Below are 20,073 nucleotides of genomic sequence, written 5' to 3'. Positions count from 1 at the left end.
AAGAATGGCTGCAATCAAGAATTCTCTGCCGCGTCGCAAGTTTGACGTGGTTATCGTCGGCGCAGGCGGCTCGGGGATGCGCGCTTCGCTGCAACTCGCGCGCGCCGGTCTGTCGGTTTGCGTGCTGTCCAAGGTGTTCCCGACGCGTTCGCACACGGTCGCTGCCCAAGGCGGCATCGGCGCTTCGCTCGGCAACATGAGCGAAGACAACTGGCATTACCACTTCTACGACACGATCAAGGGTTCCGACTGGCTCGGCGACCAGGACGCGATCGAGTTCATGTGCCGTGAAGCGCCGAACGCCGTGTACGAGCTCGAACACTTCGGCATGCCGTTCGACCGTAACGCCGACGGTACGATTTACCAACGCCCGTTTGGCGGCCATACCGCCAATTACGGCGAAAAGCCGGTGCAACGCGCTTGCGCGGCGGCTGACCGTACCGGTCACGCGCTGCTGCACACGCTGTACCAGCAGAACGTGGCGGCCAAAACGCAATTCTTCGTCGAATGGATGGCGCTGGATCTGATCCGCGACGCCGACGGCGACGTGCTCGGCGTGACCGCGCTGGAAATGGAAACCGGCGACGTTTATATCCTCGAAGGCAAGACCACGCTGTTCGCTACGGGCGGCGCGGGCCGGATCTTCGCAGCATCCACGAACGCGTTCATCAACACCGGTGACGGCCTGGGCATGGCTGCGCGTTCGGGTATCGCACTGCAAGACATGGAATTCTGGCAATTCCACCCCACCGGCGTGGCCGGCGCGGGCGTGCTGATTACCGAAGGCGTGCGCGGTGAAGGCGGCATTCTGCGCAACTCGAACGGCGAGCGTTTCATGGAGCGCTACGCGCCGACGCTGAAGGATCTGGCACCGCGCGACTTCGTTTCGCGTTCGATGGACCAGGAAATCAAGGAAGGCCGCGGTGTGGGTCCGAACAAGGACCACGTGCTGCTCGACCTGTCGCACATCGGCGCTGAGACGATCATGAAGCGTCTGCCGTCGATCCGCGAAATCGCGATGAAGTTCGCGAACGTCGACTGTATTAAAGAGCCGATTCCGGTTGTGCCGACCATCCACTATCAGATGGGCGGTATCCCGACGAACATCAACGGCCAGGTCGTTGGCACGTCGCGGGACCACAAGGAAGTCGTCAACGGTTTCTACGCAGTGGGCGAATGCTCGTGCGTGTCGGTGCACGGCGCAAACCGTCTCGGCACGAACTCGCTGCTCGACCTGGTGGTGTTCGGCCGCGCGGCCGGCAACCACATCGTCAAGCACGTGAAGGACATCAAGGAGCACAAGCCGCTGCCGGCCGACGCGGGCGATTTCTCGCTGGCTCGTCTGAACAAGCTGGACAAGTCCACGTCGGGCGAATACTCGCAAACCGTTGCGACCGATATCCGTTCCACGATGCAGGCGCACGCGGGCGTGTTCCGTACGTCGAAGCTGCTGGCCGAAGGTGTCGAGCGGATCCGCGAAGTGGCTGATCGTGTCGACAACATCTATCTGAAAGACAAGTCGAAGGTGTTCAACACGGCGCGTATCGAAGCGCTGGAAGTGGAGAACCTGATCGAAGTGGCCCGCGCCACGATGGTTTCCGCCGAAGCCCGCAAGGAAAGCCGCGGCGCGCACGCGCAGAACGATTTCGAACATCGCGACGACGAAAACTGGCTGCGCCATACGCTGTGGTTCAGCGAAGGCGATCGCCTCGACTACAAGCCGGTTCAGATGCAACCGCTGACCGTCGAATCGGTGCCGCCGAAAGCGCGTACCTTCTAAGGCACAAGTCAAAGGAATTCAGAAATGGCCAAGCGTACATTTGAAATTTACCGCTACGATCCGGATAAGGACGCAGCGCCGCGCATGCAAACGTACGAGATCGAAATCGACTCGCACGAACGTATGCTGCTCGACGCGCTGCTCAAGCTGAAAGCGATGGACGAAACCTTGTCGTTCCGCCGTTCGTGCCGCGAAGGCGTGTGCGGTTCGGACGCAATGAACATCAACGGCAAGAACGGTCTGGCCTGCTTGCAGAACATGAACGACCTGCCGCAGAAGATCGTGCTGCGTCCGCTGCCGGGCCTGCCCGTCGTGCGCGACCTGATCTGCGACTTCACGCAGTTCTTCAACCAGTATCACTCGATCAAGCCGTACCTGATCAACGATACGCCGCCGCCGGAAAAGGAACGTCTGCAATCGCCGGAAGAGCGCGACGAGCTCGACGGTCTGTACGAATGTATCCTGTGCGCCAGCTGCTCGACCTCGTGCCCGAGCTTCTGGTGGAATCCGGACAAGTTCGTCGGCCCGGCCGGCCTGTTGCAAGCCTATCGTTTCATCGCGGACAGCCGTGACGAAGCAACGGGTGAGCGCCTCGACAACCTGGAAGATCCGTACCGTCTGTTCCGTTGCCATACGATCATGAATTGCGTCGACGTCTGCCCGAAGGGCCTGAACCCGACCAAGGCGATTGGCAAGATCAAGGAATTGATGGTTCGCCGCGCTGTATAGGATGAACACCGAAACATCGCATCAGTCCGACCCTCTCCGCCGCGCGCGCCTTCGCTGGCGTGCGCGGCGGGGCCTGCTGGAAAACGATCTGATTTTCGAACGTTTTTTCAGCCGATATGAGCATGACCTCAGCGATGCCGATGTAGGCGCTCTCACCCGCCTGCTCGAGCTGAGCGATAACGACCTGATGGACTTGCTGCTGGCCCGCAAGGAACCGGAAGGCGAGCTTGCCGACCCGGATCTGATCCGGGTGCTGGAGCTGTTGCGGAATGCTTGAGCGCCGTTAACGTCGTTAGCGTCTTGAGTGCCGCTTGTCCGTTGTTTCCAGGCGTGCAAATTATCGAAACCCTGTTTCCATACTTCGATTGAGGATGTGCTATGACCCCGTCAGATGTTAAAGCCACGCTATCGTTCAGCGACAATTCGCCGAGCGTTGAAATGCCGATTTACAAGGGCACTCTCGGCCCGGACGTGATCGACATCCGCAAACTGTACGGCCAGACCGGCAAGTTCACGTACGACCCGGGCTTCATGTCGACGGCGGCGTGCAATTCGGCGATCACCTACATCGACGGCGACAAGGGCGAGTTGCTGTACCGCGGCTACCCGATCGACAACCTCGCGGAAAACGCCGACTTCCTCGAAACCTGCTACCTGCTGCTGAAGGGCGAACTGCCGAATGCGCAGCAGAACGCGGAGTTCGTCAACACCGTCACGAAGCACACGATGGTGCACGAGCAGATGCACTTCTTCTTCCGCGGTTTCCGTCGCGATGCGCACCCGATGGCGATTCTGGTCGCGGCGGTCGGCGCGCTGTCGGCGTTCTATCACGACTCGCTCGACATCAACAATCCGCGTCACCGTGAAGTGTCGGCCATTCGCATGATCGCGAAGCTGCCGACTCTCGTCGCGATGGCGTACAAGTACAGCATCGGCCAGCCGTTTGCGTATCCCAAGAACGACCTGTCGTACAGCGCGAACTTCATGCACATGATGTTCTCGAACCCGTGCGAAGAGTACAAGGTCAACGACGTGCTGGTGCGCGCGCTGGATCGCATTCTGATTCTGCACGCTGACCACGAACAGAATGCGTCGACTTCGACGGTGCGTCTGGCGGGTTCGTCGGGCGCTAACCCGTTCGCGTGTATCGCGGCCGGTATCGCGTGCCTGTGGGGCCCAGCGCACGGTGGTGCGAACGAAGCCGCACTGAACATGCTGGAAGAAATCGGCTCGGTCGACAACATTCCTGAGTTCATCAAGCAGGTGAAGGACAAGAACTCGGGCGTGAAGCTGATGGGCTTCGGTCACCGCGTCTACAAGAACTACGATCCGCGTGCGAAGCTGATGCGCGAAACCTGCCATGAAGTGCTGGAAGAGCTGGGCCTGCACGACGACCCGCTGTTCAAGCTCGCGATGGCGCTGGAAAAGATCGCGCTGGAAGACGAATATTTCGTGTCGCGCAAGCTGTACCCGAACGTCGACTTCTACTCGGGCATCGTGCAGCGCGCGCTGGGCATCCCGACGTCGATGTTCACGTGTATCTTCGCGATGGCGCGCACGGTTGGCTGGATTGCACAGTGGAACGAAATGATCGCCGATCCGGAGCAGAAGATTGGCCGTCCGCGTCAGCTGTTCGTTGGCGATACGCCGCGTGAAGCGAAGCCGATTGCGCAGCGTTAAGTAGTAGTGTGTCCCACGCGTTGCATGGCCGGCATGGCCGTGAAGCGCGCGAGACAGGATGGATAAAAAACGCCCCAACGGGTTGATCGTTGGGGCGTTTTGTTTTGGGCGCGCGCCTATCCAGTTGTCGTAGTTCCGTGGATGCCGGCAGCGTATGCCCATGCGTTTCGACGTGGCGACGATACGCGCCCGGCCTGACTCCGCATCGCGCCCGCCACGCAATCCCGTGCCGGGTAACACCCATACAGGTATCGCCACTACCACCCAACTCCCTGTTTTTTATCGGTTTTCTCCGTGATTGAGGGACCCAAAGCGCGGTTCAGCGTGGCATAATCGACCGACACAGTCAGCCCGCAGTCATTACTACCCCGCATACCATGGCACAGACTCTCTACGACAAATTGTGGAACACACACGTGGTCCACACGGAAGAAGACGGTACGACGATTCTCTATATCGACCGTCACCTGCTGCACGAAGTCACCAGTCCTCAGGCGTTCGAAGGCCTGAAGCTGGCTGAGCGTCCGGTGTGGCGCATCAGCGCGAATCTGGCCGTGTCGGACCATAACGTCCCCACCACGGATCGCAGCCACGGCATTGCCGATCCGGTCTCCAAGCTGCAAGTCGACACGCTCGACACGAACTGCGACGCCTACGGCATCACGCAGTTCAAGATGAACGACCTGCGCCAGGGCATCGTGCACATCATCGGGCCGGAGCAGGGCGCTACGCTGCCGGGCATGACGATCGTCTGCGGCGACTCGCACACGTCCACGCATGGCGCGTTTGGCGCGTTGGCGCACGGCATCGGCACCTCGGAAGTCGAGCATGTGCTGGCCACGCAAACGCTCTTGCAGAAGAAGAGCAAGAACATGCTGGTGAAGGTCGAGGGCCCGTTGCCGCGCGGCTGTACCGCGAAAGACATCGTGCTCGCGATCATCGGCAAGATCGGCACGGCAGGCGGCACGGGCTATGCGATGGAATTCGGCGGGTCGACGATTCGCGCGCTGTCCATGGAAGGCCGCATGACGGTCTGCAACATGGCGATCGAAGCAGGCGCGCGCGCCGGCATGGTCGCCGTGGACGACACCACCATCGAGTACCTGAAGGGCCGTCCCTTCTCGCCGGCAGGCGTCGAGTGGGATCACGCGGTTGAGTACTGGAAGCAGTTCAAATCGGACGAAGGCGCGCAATTCGATCGCGTGGTCGAGTTGAACGCTGCCGAAATCGTGCCGCAAGTCACGTGGGGCACGTCGCCGGAAATGGTCACGGCGGTGGATGGCCGCGTGCCGGATCCGGAGCGCGAAAAGGACCCGGTCAAGCGTGATGCAATGGAGCGCGCGCTGAAATATATGGCGCTCGAACCGAATGCGCCGATCGAATCCATCAAGCCGGATAAAATCTTCATCGGGTCGTGCACCAACGCGCGCATTGAAGACATTCGCGCCGCGGCCTACGTCGTGAAGAAGCTCGGCCGCCGCGTCGCACCGAACATCCGTCTGGCCATGGTCGTGCCGGGCTCGGGTCTGGTGAAAGCGCAAGCGGAACGCGAAGGCCTCGACAAGGTCTTTACGGATGCCGGTTTCGAATGGCGTGAGCCCGGTTGCTCGATGTGTCTCGCGATGAACGCCGACCGGCTGGATCCGGGCGAGCGTTGCGCGTCCACGTCGAATCGTAATTTCGAAGGTCGTCAGGGCGCCGGTGGCCGTACCCACCTCGTGAGTCCAGCGATGGCTGCCGCAGCGGCTATCGAAGGGCATTTCGTCGATATTCGCAAGCTTGGATAAATCGCATGATGAAGAACATGAATCGCACCACTCTATTGCGCCGCTTCGCACTCGGTACCCTGGCCGGACTGTTGATTGGTCTGGCCGGCTGCAATACGGTGCACGGATTTGGCGAGGACATGTCGCACCTCGGCAATTCGATCAGCAATCACGCTGACAAATAAGCGGTTTTTGATTTTTGCCGGCGACGCGGCGGGTGGTTTTCCGGCCGCCACGTGCATCGCCCGGTCTTGAAACAGGCGCAAGCGTCATGGATAAATTCATCGTACATACCGGCGTCGTGGCGCCGCTCGATCGCGAGAACGTCGACACGGACGCGATCATTCCGAAGCAATTCCTGAAGTCGATCAAGCGCACGGGCTTCGGTCCGAACGCGTTCGACGAATGGCGTTACCTCGACCACGGCGAGCCGGGTCAGGACAATTCGAAGCGTCCGCTGAATCCGGATTTCGTGCTGAACCAGCCGCGCTATCAGGGCGCGTCGGTGCTGTTGGCGCGTAAGAACTTCGGTTGCGGCAGCTCGCGTGAGCACGCACCTTGGGCGCTGCAGCAATACGGTTTCCGCGCGATCATCGCGCCGAGCTTCGCCGATATTTTCTACAACAACTGCTTCAAGAACGGTCTGCTGCCGATCGTGTTGACCGAACAGCAGGTCGACCACCTGTTCAACGAAACGTACGCATTCAACGGCTTCCAGTTGACCATCGACCTGGACGCGCAAGTCGTGCGCACGTCGGATGGCAGCGCCGCGTATCCCTTCGAAGTCGCGGGCTTCCGCAAGTACTGCCTGCTGAACGGCTTCGACGATATCGGCCTCACGCTGCGTCACGCGGACAAGATTCGCCAGTTCGAAGCCGAGCGCATCGCGAAGCAGCCGTGGCTGAATCACCGCATCGTCGGGTAACGGCTTGCAAGCCCGAGAGCCCGGTGGCTCGCTGATTCACGCTTAGAAAAGTCTCGAAGAAAATCATCAAGGAAATTCGCATGAAGATCGCAGTCTTGCCGGGCGACGGCATCGGTCCCGAAATCGTCAAGGAGGCCGTGAAGGTCCTGAACGTGCTCGGCGAAAAGTTCGAACTCGAAGAAGCGCCGGTTGGCGGTGCGGGCTACGAAGCCAAGGGTCATCCGCTGCCCGAATCGACACTGGCGCTGGCGAAGGAAGCCGATGCGATTCTGTTCGGCGCCGTCGGCGACTGGAAGTACGACTCGCTCGAACGCGCGCTGCGCCCGGAGCAGGCGATTCTCGGTCTGCGCAAGCACCTGCAACTGTTCGCGAACTTCCGTCCGGCAATCTGCTATCCGCAACTCACGGGCGCGTCGTCGTTGAAAGAAGAGATCGTTTCGGGGCTCGACATCCTGATCGTGCGCGAACTGAACGGTGACATCTACTTCGGCGCGCCGCGCGGTGTGCGTTCGTCGCCAGATGGGCTGTTCGAAGGCGCGAAGGAAGGCTTCGACACGATGCGTTATTCGGAACCCGAAGTACGCCGCATTGCGCACGTCGCGTTTCAGGCCGCGCAAAAGCGCCAGAAGAAGCTGACGAGCGTGGACAAGGCCAATGTGCTCGAAACGTCGCAGTTCTGGCGCGACGTGATGATCGACGTGTCGAAGGAATACGCGGACGTCGAGCTGTCGCACATGTATGTCGATAACGCGGCGATGCAGCTGGTGAAGGCGCCGAAGGCGTTCGACGTGGTCGTCACCGGCAATATGTTCGGCGACATTCTCTCCGACGAAGCTGCCATGCTGACGGGTTCGATCGGCATGCTGCCGTCGGCCTCGCTCGACAAGAACAACAAGGGCTTGTACGAGCCGTCGCACGGTTCCGCGCCGGATATCGCCGGCAAGGGCGTGGCGAATCCGCTGGCAACGATTCTCTCGGCCGCGATGATGCTGCGCTATTCGCTGAACAAGGCGGAACAGGCGGATCGCATCGAAACCGCGGTCAAGAAGGTGCTGGAACAGGGCTTCCGCACCGGCGACATTCTGACGCCGGGTTGCAAGCAGGTCGGCACCGTGGCGATGGGCGACGCAGTCGTCGCCGCGCTGTAAGGCGAGTTGAAACAGGCGGTAGTTAGGTCGCTAAAGGGTCTTCAAAACGACCTTTAAAACGACCTTTAAAACGCGAATTGGCCTCCAAACAGGCCGATTCGCGCGTAATACGGGCGATAGCGGCGTGTGATGACGTCGCCAGATTCCGGTTTTCGTGTATATTGTAGCGATGGCGCACATAGCTCAAATCTCCTCGATTTCGAAACTGCACGGCAAAACGGCCCGTGTGGTTGAGCTCGCCATTACCATCAAAACGATTACCCCGAAAACGATCACGAAACGCTGATCGTCCGTCGTGCCCGCTCATCTTCCCCGCGCGGTCACTGCGGGCAAAGATGCGGGGAAGTTTCCATTCGAAGGGTATGAAGTCATGAACGTAGGTCTCGTAGGTTGGCGCGGTATGGTCGGTAGCGTCCTGATGCAACGCATGCAGCAGGAAGGCGATTTCGACTTGATCGAACCGGTGTTTTTCAGCACCAGCAACACGGGCGGCAACGCGCCGTCGTTCGCCAAGAACGAGACCAAGCTCAAAGATGCGACAAGCATCGAAGACCTGAAGAAGTGCGACGCGATCATCTCGTGCCAAGGCGGCGATTACACGAATGAAGTGTTCCCGAAGCTGCGCGCAGCGGGCTGGAACGGCTACTGGATCGACGCGGCTTCGTCGCTGCGCATGAAAGACGACGCAGTCATCATTCTCGATCCGGTCAACCTCGACGTGATCAAGAACGCGCTGGTCAAGGGCCAGAAGAATTTCATCGGCGGCAACTGCACGGTCAGCCTGATGCTGATGGCGCTGGGCGGCCTGTTCCGCGAAAACCTCGTCGACTGGATGACGGCCATGACCTATCAGGCCGCTTCGGGCGCGGGCGCGCAAAACATGCGCGAACTGCTGTCGCAAATGGGCACGTTGCACGACGCAGTGAAGGACGAACTCGCGAATCCGGCTTCGGCGATTCTCGACATCGACCGCCGCGTGCTAAGCGCCATGAACAGCGACAGTATGCCGACCGACAACTTCGGCGTGCCGCTCGCCGGCTCGCTGATTCCGTGGATCGACAAGGATCTCGGCAACGGCATGTCGAAGGAAGAGTGGAAGGGCGGCGCGGAAACCAACAAGATTCTCGGTAAGCCGGCCATGGGCACGCCGGGTTCGATCCCGGTAGATGGTCTGTGCGTGCGGATCGGCGCTATGCGCTGCCACTCGCAAGCGCTGACCATCAAGCTGAACAAGGACGTGCCGCTGGACGAAGTGAACAGCATCCTCGCGTCGGGCAACGACTGGGTCAAGGTGGTGCCGAACGAACGCGAAGCGTCCATGCGCGATCTGTCCCCGGCCGTGGTCACGGGCACGCTGACGGTGCCGGTTGGCCGTGTGCGCAAGCTGGCAATGGGCGGCGAATATCTGTCGGCCTTCACGGTCGGCGATCAGCTGCTGTGGGGCGCGGCGGAACCGCTGCGTCGCATGCTTCGCATTGTGCTCGACAAGTAAAGTAAACTACGCGCTCACGACGCGTAGAAAACTCAAGAAGCGTCGCGCTTGCGCGGCGCTTTTTTCATTGTGTGCTCCGATTATCTTGTCTCTTTCCAACCGCAAAAAAGGGCTGCGCGCTGACGCGCCAGGAGTCCCGATGAACCTTCGACTCTCATCCCTTCGGGCTATGTTCATGCATCAAGGTACGAACCGGCTGACGGCCGCAGCCGTTTTGGCGCTCGCGCTGGCCGGCGCCGGCGTGGGTAGCGCGGTGGCCGCGCCTGGCGACGCCGCAAGCGCGCCGGAGGGCGCATCCGTTGCTTACGCCGCCGGGAGTCAATATACGGTGCGGCCCGGGCAGTCGTTGAACGACGTGGCGATTGCCGTCACGCAGTCGCACGACAAAGGGACGCTCGCACGCGCTTCTCGCGCGCTCTTCGACGCGAACCCGAATGCCTTCATGAGTCATGACCCGAGCCGGATGCGCGTAGGCGCGCTGCTGGCGATTCCGGCACTGGATGCGTCGGGCGCTTTGGTGGCTTCTGCGCCGGTTGCGGGGTCTGCGTCTGCGGCACCATCGGCTGCGACGGCTGCGACGGCTGCGACGGCTGCACCTGCTTCCGCGCCGAATGCGGCGGCTATCGGAGCGGCGGTCGGCGCCGCGAGTGGCGTGGCGCAGGTCAACGCCGGCGCAGCGAGCGCGACGAGCGCCGCGGCTCGCGTCGCCACGGCAGCCACGCCTGCGGTTTCAGGGACGGCCAGCTCGGCGGCTGAAGCCAGCGCGACGCCGTCGGCTAGCGGAGTGGCGTCCGGCGCGATCTCGGCGGCCCCCGTAGCGGGTTCACAGGCTGCAGGCGCGTCGCCGGCCAGCGGCGCACATGTCTGGTCAGGCGCGATCCAGCCCTCGGCCAGCGAGGCTGCGGAAGGCGCCTCGGCGGCTGCTACAGCAGCGACAGCCGCCGCACAGCCGGCTTCGCAACCGCGTGCGCAAGTGTCCAGCTTGCAGCAACTGCTTGCGCTGAAAAATCGCGTGCTGATGGAGTTGCAGAAACATGGCATCGGCGGTTCGCCGGCCGCGAAGGTCGCGCCTGCGACGAACGGTGCGCAGCCGGCCGTCGGTGTTTCGTCTGCGGCGGCCGTTTCCGGCCATGGCGGCGCGACGATCGCTACGTCGAACGACATCGGCATCTCTCAGACGAATTTGAGCGTGGCGGCGGCGATCGGCGCGGCGCTGGTCGTGTTGCTTGCGGCTTTGCGTCTGCGCCGGCGTAAGCGTGCCACCGTTGCCGCAACTGAAGGCTCGCTGGCGGCGGACGCGGCCGCGGCTTCCGCGCGGGCGGCTGAGTCGCAGGATGTCGTTTCGGCGCGCGAAGCGTCGGACGCTAGCGACGAAGCAGCAGCGGGGCATGCGGCGGCATCGGCGCCGGCCGACCACGAAACCGCTGGAGATGAAGCAGCAGCGCGGGAAGCGGCTGAACGCGTGGCGGCGGAGCGCGAAGCGGAAATCCACGCGGCGGCGGCGCGGGAAGCAGCAGAGCGAGAAACTGCCGAGCGTGTGGAAGCCGAACGTTTAGCGGCGGAACATGCAGAAGCGGAGCGTGCTGCGGTAGAAAACGCAAAGGCGGAAAGCTCAGCTGCGCTTCATGCTGCTGCAGACCGTGCTGAAGCCGAACGCGTGGAGGCGGAGCAAGCGGCGGCCGAGCGTGCGGCAGCAGAGGCAGCAGAGGCAGCAGAGGCAGCAGAGCGGGCCGCGGCAGAGCGTGAAGCCGCAACCCACCAACCGCACACGGATTTGCGTGCGCATGACCTCAACGCGTCCCAACACGCGTCGCCGGAAGGCTACCCGGCGCGCGCGCCCAACGAACCTGCGGAACCGAGCTCGGAAATTGAACGGGCCGCTCAAAGCGGTTCCACGTCCGAACTTCTTCCCGCGGCCCATCACGAAAACTTCGATGGGGCGACCACGGCGGCGAGTCTCGCCGCCGCCGCGGAACTCGGCGCTGACGCATTGCCGCTGACGCCGCTTGAACCGGTCGACGAGACTTTTCAGCAAGAGGCACCTCCGCCGCATCGTCTGCAATGGGACGACGAACCCGCACCAGGTTTCGAACCGGCGCCCGTCACACCGGTTCAGCCTGCGCCGGCCGTGCCAACCGGGTTCCCGCGCGATGCCGTCGATGCCTTCAGCAGCTTGAACATGCCATTGCCGCCGCGCATCGAATCGACCGACGACGCAGCGTTGAGCGTACCCGGCTCGCTGACGACACAACCGGTTGCCTCCCCGGAAAGCACCGCGCAGCAAGCGTTGGCGCCGCACGATCCGGACGACGCGCCGCATATCGCCGACGAGATTGCCGCCGGCACCGCCGGCCATGCGGCCGTCGCAGGTCTGGGCGCCGCCGGCTTCGGCGCGCTGAAGCTCGATTTCGACCTGGAGTTGCCGCCAAGTCCGGCTCAGCCATTGCCTGCCTTCACGCGGGCCGATCTCAGCCGCATTGCCCGGAACAAGCTCGATCTGGCCGCCGAATATATCGACCTCGGCGATCTGTCCGGCGCGCGCACGCTCATCAACGAAGTGATCGAAGCGAACGATCCGGCCACGCGCACCGAGGCTCGCGCGCTGCTCTCCACGCTCGCACCATTGTCGTGAAGCGTATTGCGCTAGGCGTCCAGTACGACGGCTCGGCATTCTGCGGCTGGCAGTCGCAGCCGCACGGCAAGACCGTGCAGGACGAACTCGAACGGGCGTTGCGCGAGTTCGCGCAAACGCCTTTGCAAACCGTTGTGGCTGGCCGCACGGATACGGGGGTGCACGGCCTCGGCCAGGTCGTGCATTTCGACACGGAGCTCGATCGCACGGATTTTTCGTGGGTCCGCGGCACTAACGCCTTTCTGCCGAAGACGATCGCCGTACAGTGGGCCAAGCCGATGCCCGACGCGTTTCACGCGCGTTTTTCGGCGTTCGAACGGACCTATTATTACGTCCTGTACGTCCATCCGTTCCGCTCGCCGATGCAGGACACGCGGGCCGGCTGGGTGCACACGCCGCTCGACGTGGACGCCATGCGGGCCGCCGCCGCTCATCTGATCGGCGAGCACGATTTTTCGGCGTTCCGTTCGTCGCAATGCCAGGCGAAGACGCCGGTCAAACATCTGTATCAGATCGACATGCGGCAACAGGGCGACTTCATTCATTTCCGTTTTCGGGCGAACGCGTTCCTGCACCATATGGTGCGCAATCTGATGGGCTGTCTCGTCGATATCGGCCGGGGACGTCATCCGGCCGAATGGATGGCCGAGGTTCTCGCCAGCCGTGATCGCGACTGTGCAGCGCCGACCTTCATGCCTGACGGCCTGTATCTGGCGCAGGTGGGCTATCCTGAGCAATTCGCCGTGCCCGCGCCGCAGACCGGCAGCGTGCCTTGGAGTACCGTATGGACCGAGCAAGCCCCGACATGAAATCAACCGAAACCCAGGCGGCCGACGCAAACGCCGGCGCGCAACAGCAGGCCGCGCCGCATCGCACGCGCATCAAGCTGTGTGGCCTGTCGAAGCCGGAAGATGTTTCGCTGGCGATCGACCTCGGCGCCGATGCGATCGGCCTCGTGTTCTATCCGCCGAGCCCGCGCTCGGTCAGCGTGGCGCAGGCCGTCGAGCTGGTGCATGACGTGCCGCCATTCGTGTCGGTAGTCGGCTTGTTCGTGAACGCAACGCCGGACTGGATTCGCGAAGTCGCCAGCAACGTCGGGCTTACGCTGCTGCAGTTCCACGGCGACGAGACCGCGGAGCAGTGCGAATCCCTCGCCAGCGTTGCGGGTTTGCCTTGGTTGCGCGCCTTGCGGGTCGCGGCGGATACTCAACCGGCAGATTTGGTAAAATCAGCGCTTAACTATTCAGCAGCCAGCGGCCTTCTGTTCGACACCCATGTCGAAGGCTATGGCGGCGGCGGGAAGGTTTTCGATTGGTCACTTATTCCAGCAGAGCTCGCGCGTCGGGCCGTTTTGAGTGGTGGGTTGAACGCGCAAAACGTCAGTGATGCGATCCATCGCGTGCGCCCGTACGCGGTCGATGTCTCGAGCGGCATCGAAGTGCCGGGCGCCAAGGGCGTGAAAGATCACGCCCGGATGGCGGCGTTCGTACGCGCAGTGCGCGCAGCGGATGCTGAATGATTCAGGCGGCGCGGTTTTCTCATATGAAAGCCGTGCGCCACACTGAGAAGAGTGATCACCATGTATAACTTGCCTGACGAAAGAGGCCATTTCGGCCAGTATGGCGGCGTGTTCGTCGCCGAAACGCTGGTTCACGCACTCGACGAGCTGCGTGCCGCGTATGCGAAATTTCAGAAAGACCCCGAATTCGTCGCCGAATACGAGCGCGAACTAAAGCATTTCGTGGGTCGTCCGTCCCCGATTTATCACGCACAGCGCTGGAGCGAAATGCTCGGTGGCGCGCAGGTTTTCCTCAAGCGCGAAGACCTGAATCACACCGGCGCCCACAAGATCAATAACGTGATCGGTCAGGCGCTGCTCGCGAAGCGCATGGGCAAGCCGCGCGTGATCGCGGAAACCGGCGCGGGCCAGCACGGCGTGGCGACCGCCACCATTGCGGCGCGCTTCGGTATGGAATGCGTGGTCTACATGGGCGAGGAAGACGTACGCCGCCAGGCTGCCAACGTGTACCGGATGAAGCTGCTCGGCGCGACCGTCGTGCCCGTGACGTCCGGCTCGCGCACGCTGAAGGACGCGCTCAATGAGGCGATGCGCGACTGGGTGACCAACGTTGAAAACACGTTCTACATCATCGGCACGGTGGCGGGGCCGCATCCGTATCCGATGATGGTGCGCGACTTCCAGCGCGTGATCGGCGACGAATGCAAGGTGCAGATGCCGGAGTTGGCCGGTCGGCAGCCGGACGCCGTGATTGCGTGCGTTGGCGGCGGATCGAATGCAATGGGTATCTTTTACCCGTACATTGAAGACGCTTCGGTGCAGTTGATCGGCGTGGAAGCCGCAGGCGACGGAATCGAATCCGGCCGCCATGCCGCCTCGCTGATCGGCGGCAGCCCGGGCGTGCTGCACGGCAACCGCACGTATCTCCTGCAAGACGACAATGGTCAGATCATCGAGACGCATTCGGTTTCGGCCGGCTTGGACTATCCGGGCGTCGGTCCTGAGCATGCGTGGCTAAAAGACACTAATCGCGCTCAATATGTCGGCATCACCGACGAAGAAGCGCTAAAGGCGTTCCACGATTGCTGCCGCATCGAAGGCATTATTCCGGCGCTCGAGTCCAGTCACGCCCTGGCCTACGCCACGAAGCTGGCGCCGACATTGCCGAAGGACAAAATCCTTCTGGTCAATCTGTCGGGTCGCGGCGACAAGGACATGCATACGGTCGCTGAGCGATCGGGCATTCAGTTCTGAGCGCCGCGACGATGCGCGACGAGTTCGACGAGCCGCAGCCGGCGCTTGAAACCACCCCGGTCGCCGAAGTCATGGCGGCCGAGGCGCCTGCGCCCTTGCTGGCACAGGTGCCTGCCGGCATCCGGCTGTTGAACCGCGATTTTTTGTCCGATGTGGCGAACATTCCCGACGGGTCGATCGACCTGATCCTTTGCGATCCGCCTTATGGGCTCGGCAAGGATTATGGCAACGACTCCGACATGCGCTCCGGTGAGGATTTCCTCGCCTGGACGCGTGGCTGGCTTGAGCTGGCTATTCCGAAGCTCAAGCCGTCGGGTTCGCTGTATATCTTCTGCACCTGGCAGTACGCACCGGAAATCTTCAGCTTTCTGAAGACAAAACTCACGATGATCAACGAAATCATCTGGGACCGGCGCGTACCGAGCATGGGCGGAACGGTGCGCCGTTTTACCTCGGTGCATGACAACATCGGCTTTTTCGCGGTGTCGAAGGATTATTTCTTCGATCTCGATCCCGTCCGCATCCCGTACGATGCCGTCACGAAGAAGGCGCGTTCGCGTAAATTGTTCGAAGGCAGCAAGTGGCTCGAGCTTGGCTATAATCCGAAGGACGTCTGGTCGGTATCGCGACTGCATCGGCAACACGCCGAGCGCGTCGATCATCCGACCCAGAAACCTCTGGAAATCGTCGAGCGGATGGTGCTGGCAAGTTGTCCCAAGGGCGGGCGCGTGCTCGACCCGTTCATGGGCAGCGGCACCACCGCGGTCGCTTGCGCCCGGCAGCAGCGCGAATTCGTCGGCTATGAGATCAATGAAAGTTACTGCGCAATAGCGCGCGAACGCGTTAGCGCGGCCGCGTCGGCGCCCACTGCCGCTCGCAAAACCCGCAAGGTTGCGGTCAAGGCCGAGCGGCAGACCGAGGCGCAATAAGCGCGCAGTAGCTTAAAAATCCGAGAATATTCCATGTCCCGTATCAAGAACACGTTTGCCGCGTTGTCCGCCCAGGGTAAGAAAGGCCTGATTCCGTTCATGACGGCCGGCGACCCGGATCCGGCGCGCACGGTCGAATTCATGCACGCGCTCGCTGCCGGCGGCGCCGACGTGATCGAACTCGGCGTGCCGTTTTCCGACCCGATGGCCGACGGCCCGGTGATCCAGCAATCGTCCGAGCGCGCATTGGCGCATGGCGTGTCGCTGCGTCATGTGCTGGCCGATGTGAAGCGCTTCCGCGAAACCGACGACAAGACGCCGGTGGTGCTGATGGGCTATGCCAATCCGATCGAGCGCATGGGCACTGAAGCGTTCGCCAAGGCGGCAAAGGAAGCCGGGGTGGACGGCGTGCTGGTTGTCGACTACCCGCCGGAAGAGTGTGTTAATTTCGCCGAACAGATGCGATCTGCCGGCATCGATCCGATCTTTTTGCTTGCGCCCACGTCCACGGACGAGCGCATCGCGGAAGTCGGCAAAATCGCCAGCGGCTACGTCTATTATGTGTCGTTGAAAGGCGTGACCGGCGCGGCAAATCTGGACGTTTCCAGCATCGCGAGTAAAATCCCGGCGATCAAGTCGCGCGTGCCCCTACCGGTGGGCGTCGGTTTCGGCATCCGTGACGCGCAAACAGCGCGTGCGGTGGCGGAAGTGTCCGATGCCGTCGTGATCGGCAGCCGTATCGTGCAATTGCTCGAACAAGCGGCCCCCGAAGCCGCAGCCGAGACGCTCACGCGCTTCATCGCCGAAGTGCGCGAGGCGCTCGATAGCGTCGCGACTGCCCGATAACAGTTATTTTTTGTCTCCTGTAGTGTGAACGGCGGGTTCGTCCCGCCGTTTGCGCAACCGGTTGACCCAGAAGGATTCAATATGAGCTGGATCGATAAGCTGCTGCCGCCGAAGATCAAACAAACCGACCCGAAGAGCCGCAAGGGGATTCCGGAAGGGCTGTGGATCAAGTGCCCGTCGTGCGAAGCCGTGCTGTACCGCAATGACGTCGAGGCCAATCTGCATGTTTGCCCGAAGTGCGACCACCACATGCGCATCGGCGCGCGTGAGCGCCTCGACGGCCTGCTCGATCCCGAAGGCCGCTACGAGATCGGCCAGGAAATCGTGCCGGTCGACGCGCTCAAGTTCAAAGACAGCCGCAAGTACCCGGATCGCCTGAAAGAGGCGATGGACGATACCGACGAAACCGACGCGATGGTCGTGATGGGTGGCGCCATCCACACGCTGCCGGTGGTGGTCGCGTGCTTCGAGTTCTCGTTCATGGGCGGCTCGATGGGCTCGGTGGTCGGCGAACGCTTCGCGCGCGGCGCGCAGAACGCGCTCGAACAGAAAGTGCCGTTTATCTGCTTCACCGCTTCGGGTGGCGCGCGGATGCAGGAAAGCCTGCTTTCGCTGATGCAGATGGCGAAGACCACGGCCATGCTGACCAGGCTCGCGGAAGCCAAGCTGCCGTTCATCTCCGTGCTGACCGATCCGACCATGGGCGGCGTCTCGGCGAGCTTCGCGTTCCTCGGCGACGTGGTGATCGCTGAGCCGAAAGCGCTGATCGGCTTTGCCGGCCCGCGCGTGATCGAACAAACCGTGCGCGAAAAACTGCCGGAAGGTTTCCAGCGCGCCGAGTTCCTGCTGACGAAGGGCGCGATCGACATGATCGTCGACCGTCGCAAACTGCGCGAAGAGATCGCGCAATTGATGGCGCTGTTGAGCCATCAGCCGGCGGACGCAGTCGCGTAAGCCCGCACTCCGACCTAGCCGGGGCCGTGCCTTTTCAAGCGCGGCCGCCGTCAGAAAAGCAGTAAAAAAATAGCGCGCCGCGAGAGTCATCAAGCGGCGCGCTGTCATTTCCGGGATAATCACGATCTCGCAACGCAGCACAGATTCACTCGATGACCACATTCCCCACTCTCGACGCGTGGCTCACGCACCTTGAATCCGCGCATCCGGTCGGCATCGACATGGGTTTGGGCCGTATCAGCCGGGTACGTGACGCGATGCAGTTGTCGTTTGCGTGCCCGATCATCACGGTCGGCGGCACGAACGGCAAGGGGTCGACCTGTGCGATCCTCGAATCGATTCTGCTGCGCGCGGGCTTCACGGTCGGTTGCCACACGTCGCCGCATCTGCTGTCGTTCAACGAGCGGGCGCGTGTGAACGGCGAGATGGCGAGCGACGCGGATCTCCTGCCGCATTTCGAAGCCGTCGAAGCGGCGCGCCTGAGCCTCGGCGAACCGGTTACGCTGACCTACTTCGAATTTACGACGCTGGCGATCATGAGCCTGTTCGCCTCGCGCGGACTGGACGCGGCGATCTTCGAAGTCGGTCTGGGCGGCCGCCTTGATGCGGTCAACATTCTCGACGCGGACTGCGCGATCATCACCAGCATCGATATCGATCACACCGAGTATCTCGGCGACACGCGCGAGAAAATCGCCTTCGAAAAAGCCGGTATTTTCCGCGCCGGCAAACCGGCGATCTGCGCCGATCCTGTCCCGCCGCAAAGCCTGATCGATTACGCCGAAAAGATCGGCGCCGAATTGTGGCTGTTCGGCCGCGATTTCCGCTACGAAGGGCAGGCGGGCAGCGAGCGCCAGCAATGGAGCTACGTGGGCCCGACCATGCGCCGTTCCGCGCTCGCTTATCCGGCATTGCGCGGGGCGAATCAGTTGATCAACACGTCGGCTGCGCTGGCCGGTCTTGAAGCGCTGCGCGACCGTTTGCCGGTCTCGGCGCAGGACATCCGGCTCGGTCTCGCCAACGTCGAACTGCCGGGGCGCTTCCAGGTGCTGCCCGGCAAGCCGGCCGTCGTGCTCGACGTCGGCCACAATCCGCACGCCGCGGCCGTGTTGACGCAAAACCTCGGCAATATGGGCTTTTTTCCCTACACGTATGCGGTGTTCGGCGCGATGCGCGACAAGGACATTGCCGGCGTGCTGACGCATCTGAAGGGCGAAATCGACCACTGGTGCGTGACCGATCTGCCAACCCCGCGTGCGGCTTCGGCACAGGAACTCGAGGCGGCTTTGCGCGAGCAGGGCGTGAGCGACGGCAACGACAGCAGTGTGACGCGCTACGCAACACCGGCAGAGGCTTTCCAAGACGCGCTAAAACGAGCGTCAGAGAATGATAGAATCGTGGTTTTCGGCAGTTTCTATACGGTAGCAGGCGTTATGGCCTATCGTAAATCGCAGCAACACTGAACGGGCGCCAGGCTCGAACCAAGCGATTCATGGGAATTTTCTCGTTCGGCAAGAAAGACGACGCGCCCACCCGGCGCGGCGCAAACACCAGTTCCACGCGGGCCGCCCGTGGCGAGCGCGTGGAGCGGCGAACCCGCCGCACGGAGCGCACCGTGGATGCCGATGCGATGCTGCTCGACCCTACGTTGCCCGAAAAGCAGCGTGCGCGGCGCAGACTCGTCGGTGCGGTCGCACTGGTCGTCGCAGCGGTGGTGATCCTGCCCATGGTGCTGGATTCACATCCCAAGCCCGTCACCGACGACATCTCCATCGACATTCCAAACCGTCCCGCGCCGAAGGTCGCCACCAAGACCGACGAAGACACGCAGGCCGGCGTAGCACCGGATAACCCGGCGCCTGACACGGCACTCGCCGCTTCCGGTCTTGCACCTGCACCGGCAGCCACGCAAGGGCAGTCCGGCGCCGCCAGACAGCAGAGCACGGCCACGAACGCGGCGCCCGCGATCAAGCCGGCCGTGAAACCGCAAGCGCCCGCCGCCGTTGCCGCCAATCCGGCACCTGCGGCGCCTGTAGCGCAGGCGCCCGCCAAACCGGCCAAAACACCCGCGACGCAAAGCGCCGCGAATGTTCCGGCCCCGAGCGAAGACAGCGCGAATACGGCCGCCGCAAGTGCGGACGCCAATTCCGGCACGCCGGCATCGCCGCCGGGCAGCCGTTTCGCCGTCCAGCTAGGCGCATTTGCGAACGACGCCAATGCCCGCAACTGGGCCACCAAGTTGAAAGCGGCCGGCGTGCCCGCATATATCGAACATCGGAAGCAGGCCGACGGCTCCACGCTCACCCTATTGCGCGCCGGTCCGTTCGCCGATCGCGCCGCGGCTAGCGCCGCGATTGCGAAGGTTCGTGAGGCCGGCTTGACGTCGGGCGCGAACAGCGGCGCTGCACAGTAAGCGAGC

19 protein-coding genes are annotated in these 20,073 nt (G+C 62.4%); 18 read left to right on the top strand and 1 reads right to left on the bottom strand.

Features of this window, described 5'->3' with window-relative positions:
* Positions 1–4: 4 nt before the first annotated feature.
* From sdhA to leuB, 8 genes are all read left to right on the top strand, one after another.
* Positions 5–1,780, top strand: coding sequence for a succinate dehydrogenase flavoprotein subunit (gene sdhA / locus DSC91_RS13805; protein WP_115779034.1), 1,776 nt, complete (start codon positions 5–7; stop codon positions 1,778–1,780).
* 24 nt (positions 1,781–1,804) lie between these two features.
* Positions 1,805–2,509, top strand: coding sequence for a succinate dehydrogenase iron-sulfur subunit (locus DSC91_RS13800; RefSeq protein WP_054034792.1), 705 nt, complete (start codon positions 1,805–1,807; stop codon positions 2,507–2,509).
* Between the two features lies 1 nt (position 2,510).
* Positions 2,511–2,786 carry an FAD assembly factor SdhE gene (locus DSC91_RS13795; protein ID WP_115779032.1) on the top strand — a complete coding sequence of 92 codons (276 nt, stop codon included), beginning with the start codon at positions 2,511–2,513 and terminating at the stop codon, positions 2,784–2,786.
* 101 nt (positions 2,787–2,887) lie between these two features.
* Complete coding sequence (gltA, locus tag DSC91_RS13790) at positions 2,888–4,189, top strand: citrate synthase (RefSeq protein ID WP_115779030.1); 1,302 nt, start codon at positions 2,888–2,890, stop codon at positions 4,187–4,189.
* 377 nt (positions 4,190–4,566) lie between these two features.
* Positions 4,567–5,976 (top strand): 3-isopropylmalate dehydratase large subunit, encoded by a 1,410-nt coding sequence (gene leuC, locus DSC91_RS13785; RefSeq protein ID WP_115779028.1) that lies wholly within the window; start codon positions 4,567–4,569, stop codon positions 5,974–5,976.
* Positions 5,977–5,981: 5 nt separating this feature from the next.
* Positions 5,982–6,140, top strand: coding sequence for an entericidin A/B family lipoprotein (locus tag DSC91_RS13780; protein ID WP_115779026.1), 159 nt, complete (start codon positions 5,982–5,984; stop codon positions 6,138–6,140).
* Between the two features lie 86 nt (positions 6,141–6,226).
* On the top strand, positions 6,227–6,880 hold the full coding sequence (gene leuD, locus DSC91_RS13775; RefSeq protein WP_115779024.1) for a 3-isopropylmalate dehydratase small subunit: 654 nt from the start codon (positions 6,227–6,229) through the stop codon (positions 6,878–6,880).
* Positions 6,881–6,960: 80 nt separating this feature from the next.
* Complete coding sequence (leuB, locus tag DSC91_RS13770; RefSeq protein WP_115779022.1) at positions 6,961–8,028, top strand: 3-isopropylmalate dehydrogenase; 1,068 nt, start codon at positions 6,961–6,963, stop codon at positions 8,026–8,028.
* A 22-nt stretch (positions 8,029–8,050) separates the two neighbouring features.
* On the opposite strand, the gene DSC91_RS37475 is transcribed toward leuB, so the two are convergent.
* Positions 8,051–8,335, bottom strand: a complete 285-nt coding sequence (locus tag DSC91_RS37475) for a hypothetical protein (RefSeq protein WP_162831392.1) — start codon at positions 8,333–8,335, stop codon at positions 8,051–8,053.
* 63 nt (positions 8,336–8,398) lie between these two features.
* On the opposite strand from DSC91_RS37475, the gene asd reads away from it, so the two are divergent.
* From asd to DSC91_RS13720, 10 genes are all read left to right on the top strand, one after another.
* On the top strand, positions 8,399–9,520 hold the full coding sequence (gene asd / locus DSC91_RS13765; protein ID WP_115779020.1) for an aspartate-semialdehyde dehydrogenase: 1,122 nt from the start codon (positions 8,399–8,401) through the stop codon (positions 9,518–9,520).
* Positions 9,521–9,659: 139 nt separating this feature from the next.
* The gene (locus DSC91_RS13760) at positions 9,660–12,152 is read left to right on the top strand and encodes a motility hub landmark protein FimV (protein WP_115779018.1); all 2,493 of its coding nucleotides are present in this window, start codon (positions 9,660–9,662) and stop codon (positions 12,150–12,152) included.
* Positions 12,149–12,961 (top strand): tRNA pseudouridine(38-40) synthase TruA, encoded by an 813-nt coding sequence (gene truA / locus DSC91_RS13755; protein WP_115779016.1) that lies wholly within the window; start codon positions 12,149–12,151, stop codon positions 12,959–12,961. Before DSC91_RS13760 ends, truA begins: the two co-directional genes overlap by 4 nt.
* Entirely contained in the window at positions 12,958–13,671 is a 714-nt protein-coding gene (locus DSC91_RS13750) for a phosphoribosylanthranilate isomerase (RefSeq protein ID WP_115779014.1), read from the top strand. The genes truA and DSC91_RS13750 overlap by 4 nt, the downstream gene beginning before the upstream one ends.
* A 60-nt stretch (positions 13,672–13,731) precedes the next feature.
* On the top strand, positions 13,732–14,925 hold the full coding sequence (gene trpB, locus DSC91_RS13745; RefSeq protein WP_115779012.1) for a tryptophan synthase subunit beta: 1,194 nt from the start codon (positions 13,732–13,734) through the stop codon (positions 14,923–14,925).
* An 11-nt stretch (positions 14,926–14,936) separates the two neighbouring features.
* Positions 14,937–15,854, top strand: coding sequence for a DNA-methyltransferase (locus DSC91_RS13740; RefSeq protein WP_115779010.1), 918 nt, complete (start codon positions 14,937–14,939; stop codon positions 15,852–15,854).
* Between the two features lie 33 nt (positions 15,855–15,887).
* Complete coding sequence (trpA, locus tag DSC91_RS13735) at positions 15,888–16,700, top strand: tryptophan synthase subunit alpha (protein ID WP_115779008.1); 813 nt, start codon at positions 15,888–15,890, stop codon at positions 16,698–16,700.
* A gap of 81 nt (positions 16,701–16,781) precedes the next feature.
* Positions 16,782–17,654, top strand: a complete 873-nt coding sequence (gene accD / locus DSC91_RS13730) for an acetyl-CoA carboxylase, carboxyltransferase subunit beta (RefSeq protein WP_115779006.1) — start codon at positions 16,782–16,784, stop codon at positions 17,652–17,654.
* Between the two features lie 152 nt (positions 17,655–17,806).
* Positions 17,807–19,117: a bifunctional tetrahydrofolate synthase/dihydrofolate synthase gene (gene folC / locus DSC91_RS13725; protein WP_115779004.1), complete on the top strand. Its 1,311-nt coding sequence runs from the start codon at positions 17,807–17,809 to the stop codon at positions 19,115–19,117.
* 29 nt (positions 19,118–19,146) lie between these two features.
* On the top strand, positions 19,147–20,067 hold the full coding sequence (locus tag DSC91_RS13720) for an SPOR domain-containing protein (protein ID WP_115779002.1): 921 nt from the start codon (positions 19,147–19,149) through the stop codon (positions 20,065–20,067).
* Positions 20,068–20,073 lie beyond the last annotated feature (6 nt).

The organism is Paraburkholderia caffeinilytica (genome assembly GCF_003368325.1).
GTDB lineage: Bacteria > Pseudomonadota > Gammaproteobacteria > Burkholderiales > Burkholderiaceae > Paraburkholderia > Paraburkholderia caffeinilytica.
Note: the sequence above shows the minus strand (reverse complement) of the source record. Positions and strands in the feature narration are given on the sequence as shown.